Origin of the sequence: Pseudolysinimonas kribbensis, assembly GCF_039531715.1 — a bacterium.
GTDB lineage: Bacteria > Actinomycetota > Actinomycetes > Actinomycetales > Microbacteriaceae > Pseudolysinimonas > Pseudolysinimonas kribbensis.
Window position 1 is genome coordinate 818801 of sequence record NZ_BAAAQO010000004.1, and the last position, 13401, is coordinate 832201.

General features: G+C 72.0%; 15 protein-coding genes and 2 riboswitches. Of the genes, 6 read left to right on the forward strand and 9 right to left on the reverse strand.

Features of this window, described 5'->3' with window-relative positions:
* Window positions 1-6 precede the first annotated feature (6 nt).
* Window positions 7-528, forward strand: coding sequence for a peroxiredoxin (locus tag ABD285_RS14645; protein WP_284254882.1), 522 nt, complete (start codon window positions 7-9; stop codon window positions 526-528).
* A gap of 7 nt (window positions 529-535) precedes the next feature.
* Here the strand turns inward: ABD285_RS14645 and gcvP are convergent, their stop codons facing one another.
* The 3 genes from gcvP to gcvT form a co-directional block, all read right to left on the reverse strand.
* On the reverse strand, window positions 536-3337 hold the full coding sequence (gene gcvP / locus ABD285_RS14650) for an aminomethyl-transferring glycine dehydrogenase (protein WP_425565072.1): 2802 nt from the start codon (window positions 3335-3337) through the stop codon (window positions 536-538).
* 174 nt (window positions 3338-3511) lie between these two features.
* Window positions 3512-3868 carry a glycine cleavage system protein GcvH gene (gene gcvH, locus ABD285_RS14655; RefSeq protein WP_284254881.1) on the reverse strand — a complete coding sequence of 119 codons (357 nt, stop codon included), beginning with the start codon at window positions 3866-3868 and terminating at the stop codon, window positions 3512-3514.
* Window positions 3865-4953 carry a glycine cleavage system aminomethyltransferase GcvT gene (gene gcvT, locus ABD285_RS14660; protein WP_344203194.1) on the reverse strand — a complete coding sequence of 363 codons (1089 nt, stop codon included), beginning with the start codon at window positions 4951-4953 and terminating at the stop codon, window positions 3865-3867. Before gcvT ends, gcvH begins: the two co-directional genes overlap by 4 nt.
* 27 nt (window positions 4954-4980) lie before the next feature.
* A riboswitch (glycine riboswitch) is annotated at window positions 4981-5066 on the reverse strand.
* Window positions 5067-5165, reverse strand: a riboswitch (glycine riboswitch).
* Window positions 5166-5273: 108 nt separating this feature from the next.
* On the opposite strand from gcvT, the gene ABD285_RS14665 reads away from it, so the two are divergent.
* Complete coding sequence (locus tag ABD285_RS14665; protein WP_284254880.1) at window positions 5274-5603, forward strand: hypothetical protein; 330 nt, start codon at window positions 5274-5276, stop codon at window positions 5601-5603.
* Window positions 5604-5610: 7 nt separating this feature from the next.
* Here the strand turns inward: ABD285_RS14665 and ABD285_RS14670 are convergent, their stop codons facing one another.
* Together ABD285_RS14670 and ABD285_RS14675 are read right to left on the reverse strand one after the other, a co-directional pair.
* Window positions 5611-6378: a hypothetical protein gene (locus tag ABD285_RS14670; RefSeq protein WP_344203196.1), complete on the reverse strand. Its 768-nt coding sequence runs from the start codon at window positions 6376-6378 to the stop codon at window positions 5611-5613.
* 21 nt (window positions 6379-6399) lie between these two features.
* Window positions 6400-6858 carry a hypothetical protein gene (locus ABD285_RS14675; RefSeq protein WP_284254877.1) on the reverse strand — a complete coding sequence of 153 codons (459 nt, stop codon included), beginning with the start codon at window positions 6856-6858 and terminating at the stop codon, window positions 6400-6402.
* 62 nt (window positions 6859-6920) lie between these two features.
* Here ABD285_RS14675 and ABD285_RS14680 point away from each other — a divergent pair, with 62 nt between their 5' ends.
* Window positions 6921-7964 carry an NAD(P)-dependent alcohol dehydrogenase gene (locus tag ABD285_RS14680; RefSeq protein ID WP_284254876.1) on the forward strand — a complete coding sequence of 348 codons (1044 nt, stop codon included), beginning with the start codon at window positions 6921-6923 and terminating at the stop codon, window positions 7962-7964.
* Window position 7965: 1 nt separating this feature from the next.
* Here ABD285_RS14680 and ABD285_RS14685 read toward each other — a convergent pair whose 3' ends face one another.
* The 4 genes from ABD285_RS14685 to ychF all read right to left on the reverse strand — a co-directional run bounded on the left by ABD285_RS14685 (window position 7966) and on the right by ychF (window position 10783).
* Window positions 7966-8595 (reverse strand): HAD-IA family hydrolase, encoded by a 630-nt coding sequence (locus ABD285_RS14685; protein ID WP_284254875.1) that lies wholly within the window; start codon window positions 8593-8595, stop codon window positions 7966-7968.
* A gap of 10 nt (window positions 8596-8605) precedes the next feature.
* On the reverse strand, window positions 8606-8914 hold the full coding sequence (locus ABD285_RS14690) for a hypothetical protein (RefSeq protein ID WP_284254874.1): 309 nt from the start codon (window positions 8912-8914) through the stop codon (window positions 8606-8608).
* A 481-nt stretch (window positions 8915-9395) separates the two neighbouring features.
* Complete coding sequence (locus ABD285_RS14695; RefSeq protein WP_344203198.1) at window positions 9396-9650, reverse strand: hypothetical protein; 255 nt, start codon at window positions 9648-9650, stop codon at window positions 9396-9398.
* Between the two features lie 56 nt (window positions 9651-9706).
* Window positions 9707-10783, reverse strand: a complete 1077-nt coding sequence (gene ychF, locus ABD285_RS14700; protein WP_344203200.1) for a redox-regulated ATPase YchF — start codon at window positions 10781-10783, stop codon at window positions 9707-9709.
* Window positions 10784-11263: 480 nt separating this feature from the next.
* On the opposite strand from ychF, the gene ABD285_RS14705 reads away from it, so the two are divergent.
* From ABD285_RS14705 to ABD285_RS14715, 3 genes are all read left to right on the forward strand, one after another.
* Complete coding sequence (locus ABD285_RS14705; protein ID WP_344203202.1) at window positions 11264-11521, forward strand: hypothetical protein; 258 nt, start codon at window positions 11264-11266, stop codon at window positions 11519-11521.
* A 109-nt stretch (window positions 11522-11630) separates the two neighbouring features.
* Window positions 11631-12218 carry a 3'-5' exonuclease gene (locus ABD285_RS14710; RefSeq protein ID WP_284254872.1) on the forward strand — a complete coding sequence of 196 codons (588 nt, stop codon included), beginning with the start codon at window positions 11631-11633 and terminating at the stop codon, window positions 12216-12218.
* Window positions 12219-12239: 21 nt separating this feature from the next.
* On the forward strand, window positions 12240-13379 hold the full coding sequence (locus tag ABD285_RS14715) for a geranylgeranyl reductase family protein (RefSeq protein ID WP_284254871.1): 1140 nt from the start codon (window positions 12240-12242) through the stop codon (window positions 13377-13379).
* The last annotated feature ends 22 nt before the right edge of the window (window positions 13380-13401 follow it).

The following is a 13401-nucleotide window of genomic DNA, read 5'->3' on the forward strand; positions in this document are numbered from 1 at the left end:
TTCGGCATGGGGGCCGTGGACATCGGGGACGTCGCGCCCGATTTCGTGCTCCCCGGCATCCAGGTCGTCGACGGCGAGGTGCACCGGATGCCCTTCCGCCTCTCGAAGGAGCGCGGGCATCCGATCGTGCTGGCCTTCTACCCCCTCGACCAGAGCAAGGTCTGCACGGAGCAGCTGTGCAGCTACCAGGACAACTTCTCCGGCTTCGACGCGCTCGGCGCGCAGGTGTGGGGCATCAGCCTGCAGGGCGTCGAGAGCCACGAGGAGTTCGCGCGCAAGCAGGGCCTGACCTTCCCGCTGCTGGCCGACTCCCGTGACGGGGTCGCGAAGACCTACGGCGTCTCGACCCTCGGCGGCATGCTGACGCGCCGCTCCATCTTCATCGTCGATGCGGGCGGCGTGGTGCAGTGGAAGCACGTCGCCATGATGGGGCTGAGCTTCCGCAAGGCCGACGAGATCCGCGAGCAGATCCTCCGACTCTTCCCCGCGCCCTCAGGCGGCGCGTTCGCCCTCCCCGCCCCCGCCTGACCCGCGGCTAAGCGAACGCCTCCACCGGGGGGCAGGCGCAGAACAGGTTGCGGTCGCCGTAGGCCTGGTCGATCCGGCGCACCGGCGGCCAGTACTTGCGATGCACGAGCCCGGGCACCGGGTACACCGCGGTCTCCCGCGCGTACGGGTGGGTCCACTCGGTCGCCACGGCGACCTCCGCCGTATGCGGCGCGTTGACGAGCGGGTTGTCGGAGGCCGGCCACTCCCCCGCGGCCACGGCATCCGCCTCGGCCCGGATGGCGATCATGGCCTCGATGAAGCGGTCGAGCTCCGCGAGGTCCTCGCTCTCGGTCGGCTCCACCATGAGCGTGCCCGCGACCGGGAACGACATCGTGGGCGCGTGGAAGCCGTAGTCGATGAGGCGCTTGGCCACGTCATCCACCGTTACTCCGGAGTTCTCGCGCAGCGGCCGCAGATCCAGGATGCACTCGTGCGCGACGAGGCCGTGTTCTCCGGAGAAGAGGATCGGGTAGTGCTCGCGCAGCCGGGCCGCGACGTAGTTGGCGGCGAGCACCGCGGCGCCGGTCGCGGACTTCAGCCCGTCCGACCCCATCATCCGGATGTACGACCAGGTGATGGGCAGGATGCCGGGGCTGCCGTACGGCGCCGCGCTGACGGGGTTCGCGTGGGGGTCTCGATACGCGGCTCCGCCGCTACTCGACCCGCTCATGCCCGGGAGGTACGGGGCGAGGTGCGCCTTCGCGGCGACGGGGCCCACGCCGGGGCCGCCGCCGCCGTGGGGGATGCAGAACGTCTTGTGCAGGTTGAGGTGCGAGACGTCGCCGCCGAAGTCGCCGAACCGGGCGTAGCCGAGCAGCGCATTGAGGTTGGCGCCGTCGACGTAGACCTGCCCGCCGGCGTCGTGCACGGCATCCGCGATGCGTGCGATCTCGTGCTCGTACACCCCGTGCGTCGACGGGTAGGTGACCATGAGCGCCGCGAGGTCGTCGGCGTGCTCCGCGACCTTCGCCCGCAGGTCGTCGAGGTCGACGTTGCCGAGCTCGTCGGTGGCGACCACGACCACGCGCATGCCGGCCAGCACGGCGCTCGCCGCGTTGGTGCCGTGGGCGCTCTGCGGGATGAGGCACACCGTGCGCCCGTCGTCGCCGTTGGCGCGGTGGTAGCCCCGGATCGCGAGCAGCCCGGCCAGCTCGCCCTGCGATCCGGCGTTCGGCTGCAGCGACACCTCGTCGTAGCCGGTCACCTGGGCGAGCCAGTCCTCGAGCTGGTGGATGAGGTCGAGGTAGCCGCGCGTGGAGTCCTCGGGCGCGAACGGGTGGATGTCGGCGAACTCCGGCCACGTGATCGCGGCCATCTCGGTGGCCGCGTTGAGTTTCATGGTGCAGGAGCCCAGCGGGATCATGCCGCGGTCGAGCGCGTAGTCCTTGTCCGCGAGGTACTTCAGGTAGCGCATCATCGCCGTCTCGGAGCGGTGGGTCTGGAAGACCGGATGCGTCAGGTACGCGCTCGTGCGGGCGAGCTCCGGCGGGATGCCGCGGGCGACCGGCTTGAACCCGAGGCCGTCGGGCGCGTCGTCGCCGAGCACCGCCGCGAGCACGGCGAGCACGTCGTGCTCGGTCGTCGTCTCGTCGAGGGTGACGCCGACCACGTCGCCGTCGACGCGGCGCAGGTCGATGCCGAGCTCCGCCGCATTGGCGACGACGGCGTCGGCATGCCCCGGGACCGCGAGGGTGAGCGTGTCGAAGTAGGCGCCGTGCACGGGCTCGAGGCCGGCGGCGGCGAGCGCGTCGGCGAGCAACCGGGCGAGCCGGTTGACGCGGTGCGCGATCGCCCTGAGGCCCTGCGGGCCGTGGTACACCGCGTACATCGACGCCATCACGGCGAGCAGCACCTGCGCCGTGCAGATGTTGCTCGTCGCCTTCTCGCGCCGGATGTGCTGCTCGCGGGTCTGCAGACTGAGCCGGTATGCCGGATAGCCGTCGGCATCCTGGCTCACGCCGACCAGCCGGCCGGGCAGCTGCCGCTCCAGACCGGCGCGCACGGCCAGGTACCCGGCGTGCGGGCCGCCGAAGCCGAGCGGCACGCCGAAGCGCTGGCTCGTGCCCACGGCGACGTCGGCGCCGAGCTCGCCCGGGCTCGTGAGAAGGGTGAGCGCGAGCAGGTCGGCGGCGACGACCGCGAGGCCGCCCTGGGCGTGCACCGCCTCGATGACGCGTGAGGGATCCCACACCCGCCCCGAGGCGCCGGGGTACTGGATGAAGGCGCCGAACACGTCCAGATCGGCGGGCGGCGGGTCGAGGTCGAAGGGGGTCTCGTGCAGCACGATGCCGACGGCCTCGGCGCGGTGGGCGAGGAGCCGCTTGGTCTGCGGGAGGGCGTCGGCATCGACCAGGAAGACGTTCGAGGCCGAGCCGGACGCGCGGCGGGCCAGCAGCATCCCCTCGACGACCGCGGTCGACTCGTCGAGCATCGAGGCGTTCGCCGTGGCGAGCCCCGTCAGGTCGGCGACCATCGTCTGGAAGTTGAGCAGCGCCTCGAGGCGCCCCTGCGAGATCTCGGGCTGGTACGGCGTGTACGCCGTGTACCAGCTCGGATTCTCGAGCACGCCCCGCTGGATGACGCTCGGCGTGATCGTGCCGTGGTATCCGAGCCCGATCATCGGCGTGCGCACGCGGTTGCGGGAGGCCAGCTCGCGCAGCTCGGCGAGCGTCTCGCGCTCGGTCGCGGCCGGCGGGAGGGTCGTGTCGTCCTCGGTGATCCGGATGCCGGGCGGCACCGCGGCATCCATGAGCGCCTCGATGCTGTCGTACCCGATGGCGGCGAGCATGGTGCGCTGCGCCGCCGCATCCGTTCCGATGTGGCGGTCGGCGAACAAATCAGTCAATCTCTTCTCCCGTTTTCCCGACGCCCGAGACGGGCGTCGGCGCTGGCGTCGCGGCGAAGGCCAGAAATGGCCTTCGCTTTCAGCTCCAGCGCGCGATGTGGCGGTCGGCGAATCCGGTCATTCGGCGGTCAGCTCCGCGTACTGGTCGGCGGAGAGCAGCTCCGGCAGCGACGTGAACCGCACCCGGATGAGCCAGGCCGCGTCGGCATCCGCGTTGATCGAGCCGGGGTCGTCGACGACGGCCTGGTTGGCCTCGACGACCTCACCGTCGACGGGCGCGAAGAGCTCGCCCACCGACTTGGTCGACTCGATCTCGCCCACGACGGTGCTCGCCGTGACGGTCGCGCCCGGCTTCGGCAGGTCGACGTAGACGACATCGCCGAGCTTGTCGGCGGCGTAGCGGGTGATGCCGACGGTCGCGATGTCGCCGTCGACCTCCACCCACTCGTGATCGGAGGTGTACTGGCGGGTCATGCGTGCTCCTTCGGGCGGCGGTAGAACGGCAGGTCGACGACGGTGACGGGCAGCTCCGTACCCCGCACGTCGACGGCGAGGACGGTGCCGGGTTCGGCGAGCGCGGCGTCGACGTAGGCCATCGCGATCGGATGCCCGAGCGTCGGCGACAGCGCGCCCGACGTGATCCCGCCGACGGGATCCCCCTCGCGGACGACGGCGTAGCCCGCACGGGCGGCGCGACGCCCCTCGCCGGTGAGGCCCACGAGCACGCGCCCGTCGCGGACGAGGCGCGCGGCGCGACCGATGCCCTCGCGACGCGTGGTGCGGTCGAGTTCGTGCCCGTACAGCGGCATCCCGGCCTCGAGGCGCAGCGAGTCGCGTGCGGCGAGCCCGGCCGGTTTGAGCCCCGACCCCTCCCCGGTCTCGAGAAGCGCCGTCCACAGCGACTCGGCTGCCTCCGGCGCGAGGTAGAACTCGAAGCCGTCCTCGCCGGTGTAGCCCGTGCGGGCGACGAAGACGCCGTGGCCGAGGAAGTCGCCGGACGTGCTGCGGTAGTAGCCGAGGCCGTCGAGCTCGGGGATCTCGAATCCCTCGACGTTGCGCAGGATCTCCTCCGCGAGCGGCCCCTGCAAGGCGATGAGCGCGACGTCGTCGGTCTCGTCCTCGACCAGCGCCTCCGAGGGCGACGCGTGCGCCCCGATGCGCTCCCGGAGGGCGTCCGCGACGACGTGCCGGTTGCCGGCGTTGGCGACGACGAGGAACCGGTCATCCCCCGTGCGGTAGACGATGAGGTCGTCGAGGATGCCGCCGTCGGCGTCCTCGAGCAGCGTGTACTTCGCGCGGCCGTTCGCGATCCCGGAGACCGGATCGGCGAGCGCCGCATCGAGCGCGGGCGCCGCCTGCGGGCCGAGCACCGCGATCTCGGCCATGTGGCTCAGATCGAACAGGCCGGCCGCCGTGCGGACGGCCGCGTGCTCGGCGAGGTCGGAGCTGTACGACACCGGCATGCGCCATCCGGCGAAGTCGGTGAAGCTCGCGCCGAGCTCGGCGTGCACGGCGTCGAGCGGGCTGCGAAGCGCCGGGCTGTCGGCGTTCTGGGTCATGGGAGTCCTCTCGGAACGAGCGCGGACTCCCCCTCTGTCATGGTGCCTGAGAGCTTCGCGCGACGCGCTTTCACCGTGGGCGGGGTCGACGAACGACCCTCTCTTCAGAGTGGCCTGGCGGTGCGGTACGCGGACCTGAGAGTTTGGCGGGGAGGCTTGCTCCTTCGGTGCCGTCCGGACGGATCCGGAACGGGCTCTCCCGCATCGCCTGCGGCCGATGTTCGGTTGTGCGGCCAGCCTAGCGGGACGGGGGCCGCGATCCAGGTGTATGCCGCATGTGAATCGCGCGCTCTCGCGTCGACGGCGCGCACCGTGGGGTGATGAGTTCCCTCAAGGCAGACACCATGAAGGCCGCGGACCGCGTCAGGCGCGAGGCCAAGAACCGTGCGCAGGCGGCCCAGCAGGCCGGTCTCCAGAACCCCGTCCGAGCCCTCAGCGAGGCCGGATTCCGCAGCGAGTGGGCCTACCTCGGCGGCTTCGCGTCGATCGGCCTGAGCTTCGTCAGCTGGGTGCTGTCGCAGGCGAACCGCAAGACGGACCGCGCCCAGTCCGACCGGTGGGGCATCTTCATCGGGCACTGGGCGCCGACGTTCTTCGTGCTCGGGCTCGCGCTCAAGCACGAGGAGAAGGATCGCGAGTTCGGCCGGTAGCCGCTCGCTAGGACGTCGGCGTCGACGCGGTGGCGACGGCGATGGACGAGGTCGCGAGCGCCTTCGCGGACTCGTGGTGCTGGCGGCGCCCCCGGATGACGACGATGCCCACGCACACGACCCAGACCAGCCACGGGAACGTCGCGAGCAGGGCCGTGCCCCAGCCGCCGACGGCGTGGAAGCTGTCGTCGGTGCCGCCGAACACCGTGGCGACCGCCACCAGATTGGCGCCGGCGACCACGAGGGCGAGCCGGCCGGTCCAGCGCGGCAGCGCGCCCGCGATGATCGTCACATAGCCGGATGCGGCGGCGACGAGCGCGGTCAGCACGCATCCGATCGCGCCGAACAGCAGCGAGTGCCCGAGCGTGAGCGTGCGGATGAGGTGCGGGTCCGGGTGGAGCGCGCCGGCATCCAGGGCCGCTCCCCCTTCGAGCCCGTCGCCGACGAGCGTGATCGCGACCCAGACGATGCCCGCACCGTAGGCGAGCGCGCTGACCCAGTCCAGGTCCGGCCGCACCTGCGTGATGAGCTGCCGGAACGCCGCCAGGAACACGACGAGCGACGCCATCAGGAAGGTGTCGATGAGGATCACCCCGAGGGTGCCCGCGGCCGTGCGCTGCGCGAAGTCGATGAGCGCGGGCGCGTCGTCGAGCGGTGGCCGTGCGCCGACGAAGATCTGACGGATCGTGAACTCGAGCACCGTGAAGACGGCGACCGCGATCGCCGCGACGCCGGTCCAGGCGCCGACGTTGGGGGTGCGGGGGGCATCGACCATCGTCCGATTCTGCCCCTCCCGCTACGTCCCCGGGGGTGGGTCGGCGAGCAGGGCCACCCGATCGCGCAGGTAGTCGGCCAGCGGCACGAGCGTGGCGGGATCGCCCGAGCCGTCCCAGCTCACCTCGCGCGCGTCCGCGACATCCACCGGCTCGGCACCGAGGACGACGGTCTCGCCCGGCGCGATGCCGGCCCGCTGGATCGCGACCCGTAGCGCACGACGGGCGGCAGCGCGATCCGACTGGTGATTGTCGAAGCGCACCGGCTGAGCATGGATGACCTCGCCGGTGCGGTAGAGGCGGCCCTCGACATCCAGGAGGAGCACCCCGAGGCGCCAGACCCGGCCGAGCGGCACGACGACATCCGGGCGGCGAACGGGACCGAACCGCCTGCCGGCACGCACCTCCGCGCGCAGCTCCGTGCGCGCGCCCGTCGCGACGAGCCGGTCGACGGCCTCGGCGATCCCCGCGTGTCCCTGCACCCGACGATTGTGCGCCGAGCCGCGCTCAGCGGGCCGGAGGCCGCCTCCGTTAGCGTGAACCCATGCCCACGACCGTCGCCGCCTACGCCGCCCCCTCCGCCACCGAGCCGCTCGTGCGCACCACGATCGAGCGCCGCGACGTCGGTCCGCACGACGTGCTCATCGAGATCCGGTACGCGGGCATCTGCCACTCCGACATCCACACCGTGCGCGGCGACTGGCGCAGCATCGCCTATCCGCAGGTCGTCGGCCACGAGATCGCCGGGATCGTCACCGAGGTCGGCTCCGCGGTCACGCGGCACGCGGTCGGCGACCGGGTCGGCGTCGGCTGCATGGTGAACTCCTGCGGCGAGTGCGAGAACTGCCGCGCCGGCGAGGAGCAGTACTGCCTGAACGGCAACGTCGGCACGTACGCGTCCGTCGACCGCGACGGCACGATCACGCAGGGCGGGTACTCGACCCACGTCGTTGTGACCGAGGACTTCGTGCTCAGCATCCCCGACGCGCTCGACCTCGCGACGGCAGCGCCGCTGCTCTGCGCCGGCATCACGACCTACTCGCCGCTGCGGCACTGGAACGCCGGACCCGGCATGCGCGTGGCCGTCGTCGGTCTCGGCGGGCTCGGCCACATGGCGGTGAAGTTCGCGCATGCGTTCGGCGCCCACGTCACGGTGCTCTCGCAGAGCCTCTCGAAGAAGGACGACGGCATCGCGATGGGAGCGGACGACTACCGCGCGACGTCCGACGACGCCACCTTCGCCGAGCTGCGCAGCTCGTTCGACCTCATCGTCAACACGGTCTCCGCGGTCATCCCGATGAACCGGTACCTGTCGCTGCTGCGCCTGAACGGCACGTTCGTGAGCGTCGGCGCCCCCGGCGAGCCGCTGCCCGTGCCGGTGTTCTCGCTGTTCAACCAGCGCCGCTCGTTCGCCGGGTCGAGCATCGGCGGCATCCGGGAGACGCAGGAGATGCTCGACTACTGCGCCGAGCACGGCATCGCACCCGAGACCGAGCTCATCCGTGCCGACCGGGTGAACGAGGCGTGGGAGCGGGTGCTCGCCTCCGACGTGCGCTACCGCTTCGTCATCGACGCGTCGACGATCTAGGTCAGCGCGCGACGCGGACCTCGCGGTAGTCGGCGATCCGGGTGAGACCGTTCGTCGAGGCGGCGACGTGCTCGCCGACGACGATGACGCGGGAGCCGGCGGCGATCCCCGCCTTGATGCCGGCCTCGGCATCCTCGAACACGACGCAGCGTGCGGGGTCGGCCCCGAGCCGCCGGGCCGCCTCGAGATACCCGTCGGGGGCCGGCTTGCCGCGGTCGATGTCCTCGGCCGTCACGACGACGTCCGGCACCGGGATGCCCGCCGCACCCAGCCGCGCGAGGGCGAGGTCGCGCGGCGCGGACGTGACGATCGCGACCGGGATGCCGGCATCCGGCAGCGCGCGCAGCACCTCCGCGGCGCCCGGGATCTCCACGATCCCGTCGAGCAGCCCGAGCTCCCGCTCGATCAGCCGCTGCGTCTCGGCCTCCACGCGGTCCGCCGGCAGGTAGCGCGCGATCGAGTCCCCGGCCCGCACCCCGTGGATCGAGGCGAGCACCTCGGCGGTGTCGAGCTCGTGCTCCTTCGCGAAGAGGGTCCACGACGCGACGACCGCGGCGCTCGAATCGAGAAGGGTGCCGTCCATGTCGAAGAGGGCGGCATCCACCCCGCGCGGGTCGAGGGCGAGAGTCACATGCTTGACGCTATCGGCCCCGCGGGCCGAGACCCCGCGGGCCGAGGCCGCGCGGGTCAGCGCGGGCCGAACGGGTGGGAGTCGTCGGCGAGAATGCGACGTAGACCAGCCGTCCCACCCGGAACTTCAGCCGCCCGCCGACCCGGACGGCGTACGAGCGTTCCAGCTCCGAGCCGAGTGCTCGGACATCGTCGACGATCGCCGCGTAGGCGCGGGAGACCTTCGCCCGCGCGACCATGCGCCACGCGTCGACGACGAGGGTGCGCGCCTCGACCTGGTCCAGCGCGGCGAGATCCGCGTGCACCCAGTTGAAGCGCATGTCCGACGCCGAGGGCCGCTGGAACGCCCGGCTCGGTCAGGACCAGCGCCTCCCGTTCCTCCCTCGGGAACGCGAAGCCCATCACGGTCTCGTCCACGGCGACGTCCGGACCGGGGTCCCACTTCAGGTCCTCGATCGTGCCCCAGAAGTCGAACAGCACGTCATACGTTCGCCGGCCGAACAGGAACGCGTCGGCGCGCTGGAAGGTCGCGGCGATGTGGTCGCGGGTGCTGTCGTCACCCGCACCCCTCGCCCAGCCGCCGCGGTCGAATCCGTTCCTCAGATCCTCTTCCGTCGAGCCGCCGTTGCCCTGGGTGACTCCGTCCAGCGTGATCTGGGTGATCGTCGTGAGTTTCATTCGTCGCACTCCTGCCATGGGCGACCATCCGTTGGACGCCTCAGGTATGCAACGAACGGCCCGGCACGAATCGGACGTGAAGGACGACGAACCTGCCGCGATTCGAAGCGACCGCGCGGGCCGCTACCGACGCTGTCGAGAGTTCGGGTCGGCGCTTCGCCCGTTCCGGCGCGCGGTGGCCGTTCCGAGGCCGCCCGCCAGGGCGCATCCGATCGCGACACCGATGGCGATGCCCACCCCCACGTTGCCCATCGCCACGCCGATGGCCACCCCAATCACGATGCCGATCGCGAGGCCCGATCCCCAGCCGGCCGACGACGCGGACCACCGCGACCGATTTGCGCTGCCGTCGGACACCGGATGCTCGTGGTCGTCCATGCCGTCCACGCTACGTCGATCGCGGCGGGTGCGCGACGGGTCCGGGCGTGCCCCGGTCAGTTGTTGAAGCGGAATTCCACGACGTCGCCGTCCTGCATCACGTAGTCCTTGCCCTCGATGCGGGCCTTGCCGTGGGCCCGCGCCTCGGCGATCGAGCCGGTGGCGACGAGGTCGGCGAACGACACGATCTCCGCCTTGATGAAGCCCTTCTCGAAGTCGGTGTGGATCACGCCCGCGGCCTGCGGCGCCTTCCAGCCCTTGCCGATCGTCCAGGCGCGCGACTCCTTCGGGCCCGCCGTCAGGAAGGTCTGCAGGCCGAGCGTGTCGAAGCCGATGCGGGCCAGCTGATCCAGGCCCGACTCCTCCTGGCCGGTGGATGCCAGCAGCTCGGCCGCGTCGGCCGGGTCGAGGTCGATGAGCTCCGACTCGATCTTCGCGTCGAGGAACACGGCCTGAGCCGGCGCGACGAGCGCGGCCAGCTCGGCCTTGCGGGCGGCATCCATCAGCACGCCCTCGTCGACGTTGAAGACGTAGATGATCGGCTTCGCGGTCATCAGCCCCAGCTCGCGCAGCAGCGGCAGCTCGACGCCGGTCGCCCGGGAGAGCGGGACGCCGCGGTTCAACGATTCCTGCGCGGCGAGGGCGGCATCCAGCACCGCCGGGTCGGCCTTCTTGCCCCGCACCTCCTTCTCGAGGCGGGTGATCGCCTTCTCGAGGGTCTGCAGGTCGGCGAGAGCGAGCTCCGCGGTGATGACCTCGAGGTCGGCCTGCGGGTCGACGGCGCCCGCGACGTGGACGACGTCGGCGTCGGCGAACCCCCGCACGACCTGCGCGATCGCGTCGGCCTCGCGGATGTTGGCGAGGAACTGGTTGCCGAGGCCCTCGCCCTCGCTCGCCCCCTTCACGATGCCGGCGATGTCGACGAAGCTCACCGCGGCGGGCACGATGCGCTCGCTGTGGAAGAGGTCGCTCAGCACCTGCAGCCGTGCATCGGGCAGGTCGACGACGCCCACGTTCGGATCGATCGTCGCGAACGGATAGTTGGCGGCGAGGACCGTGTTCTTCGTCAGCGCGTTGAAGAGGGTCGACTTGCCGACGTTCGGGAGTCCGACGATGCCGATGGTGAGAGCCACGGGCGTCGAGCCTATCGGCGAGCGCCGAGCGCCGCCCCGCACGCTCCGGATGTCACGAACGCATCACGACGACGCGCGACACGCCCGGTCGGCTTGCCCGAAGTGGACGGTGTTCACTACGTTCGTTGAGCACCCCGCCGAGACACACAGAAAGGAGTCGGCACGTGGCATTCGCAATGAGCCGCGGAATCGCATTCCGCACCGCCGGCTTCGTCGGCGTCCTCTCCGTCCGGAACGGCTAGCAGCGTCTTCTGCGCCGCCGTCGACGACGGTGGCGACGCTCACGAAGCCCAGGTCCCCGGCCCCGCCCGATCGCGGCGGCATCCGGCGACCGCCACCGCTGTCCACGATCCCGCCCTGCGCGGTGATCGGCACCCCGCCGCCCCGCGCGGCGGCATCGACGTCGCGTCCCGCGCGGACGCGACGCCTCGGCGACGCGTCCGACCGGGCGCGCGCAGCATCCACGGTGAGGACACCAGCATGAACAGCACCCTGACGGCCCCGCGCCGCCACGGCCACCCGCCCGATACGCACGCGGACCTGCGTCCGCTCACCCCCCTCGATCGCGCCGCCCTGCATCTGGGTCTCGCGCTGATCCGCTGGGGGCGGCGATCCGGTCCGCGACCGGAGGCCGAGCGCCGGGCCAACCGCCTGGAGCGCGCCCTCGCGCTGCAGGAGCGCAACCGCCTCGCGCAGGAGGCGCAGCAGACGCTGCTGCCGTACACCTTCTCGCGATGAGCGGGCGAGGCATCACCACCGAGGACCCGCGTCCCCTCCGGGGCGCGGGTCCTCGGCATTCGGCGCGTCCGACCGAGGGATGTCGGAGCCCGGTGCCAGAGTCGGAGACGTGCCCCTCGACTTCACCGCGATCGACTTCGAGACGGCCAACGGCTCCGCGGCGAGCGCCTGCTCCGTCGGACTCGTGAAGGTGCGCGACGGGCAGGTCGTCGATCGCATCGGGTGGTACATCCGGCCGCCGCTCGGGCACGACCACTTCGTCGACTGGAACATCCGCATCCACGGCATCACGCCTGAGATGGTCGCCGACGCTCCGGGCTGGGTCGAGCAGCTCGCCGACCTGGTCGAGTACTGCGACGGCGACATCCTCGTCGCCCACAACGCCGGGTTCGACATGGGCGTCATCAAGGCCGCGTGCCTCGCGACCGGCATCACGGTGCCGCAGTACCGCTACATGTGCAGCCTGCAGCTGGCCCGCAAGACCTACCACCTCGACTCCTACCGCCTGCCGTCGGTCGCGATGGCCGCGGGCTTCGAGGACTTCGCCCACCACGACGCCGTCGCCGACTCCGAGGCGTGCGCCGCGATCATGATCCACGCGGCCGACCGCTACGGCGCGATCGACCTCGTCGAGCTGTCGGAGCTCGCCAGCGTGCGCCTCTCGCTCCTGCAGCATCCGGTCGCGCTCGCGGGCTGAGCACCGCCTACCCTTGACCGGGTGACCGGGCGCTGGGATGTCGTGGTCGTCGGCGCCGGGCCGGCCGGTTCGGCGGCGGCCCGATTCGCCGCCCAGGCCGGCGCCCGCGTGCTCCTGATCGATCGCGCCCGGTTCCCGCGGTACAAGACCTGCGGCGGCGGCATCACCGGGTGGTCGCGGCGCGAGCTGCCGGCGGGCATCGAGTCGACGTTGGAGGACGCGACGACGCGGCTCGGCATCGGGCACGACGACCGCGATCGGCACTGGATCGAGCGCGACGAGCCGTTCCTCGGCATGGTGCGCCGCGCCGACTTCGACCAGGCCCTCGTGGATGCGGCGGTGGAGGCGGGCGCCGAGTTCCGCGACGGCGTCGCCGTGCGCGCGATCGGGGAGGACGCCGACGGCGTGCACCTGCGCACCGACGGCGACGAGCTCCTCGCCGCGACGGTCATCGGCGCCGACGGCACGGGTGGCCGCACGGCGAGCCACGTCGGCGTGCGCTACGGCGGCACCGACCTGGGTCTCGAGCTGGAGCTCGCGGCCCCCGACCACGACTGGGCCGGCCGCGCGCTCTTCGACTGGGGGCCGGATGCGGGCAGCTACGCGTGGCTGTTCCCGAAGCGCGACACGCTCACGGTCGGCGTCATCCAGCGCACGGGCGTGCCGGACCGCACCCGGGCCTACCTCGATCGCTGGGTCGGGCAGCTCGGGCTGGCGGGCGCGGAGCGCATCCACGACTCCGGGCACCTCACCCGCTGGCGCACCAGCTCGTCGCCGCTGCGCCGCGGACGCGTGCTCGTCGCGGGCGACGCCGCCGGCATGCTCGACCCGTGGACGCGGGAGGGCATCTCGTTCGCGCTCCGATCGGGGCGGATGGCCGGGCAGGCGGCGGGCTCCTTCACCACGACCGGGGGCGATCTCGACGCGTACGCGCGCGCGGTGGATGCCGAACTCGCGCCTCAGCAGCGGGCGGGCGCGACGGCCCTTCGGATCTGGGAGCGGATGCCGCGCGCCTACCACTGGAGTCTCGCGCACACGCGTGCGGGACGGCGGCTCTTCCTCGACCTGTGCAGCGCCGACGCCCGTGTCGACCGGATGCTCGAACGGCCGGTGGTGCGCGCGCTCGCCCGGCGCGGTGGCCGGCGCTTCGACGCCGACTGACGGAGCGGCAACCCGGCGATGT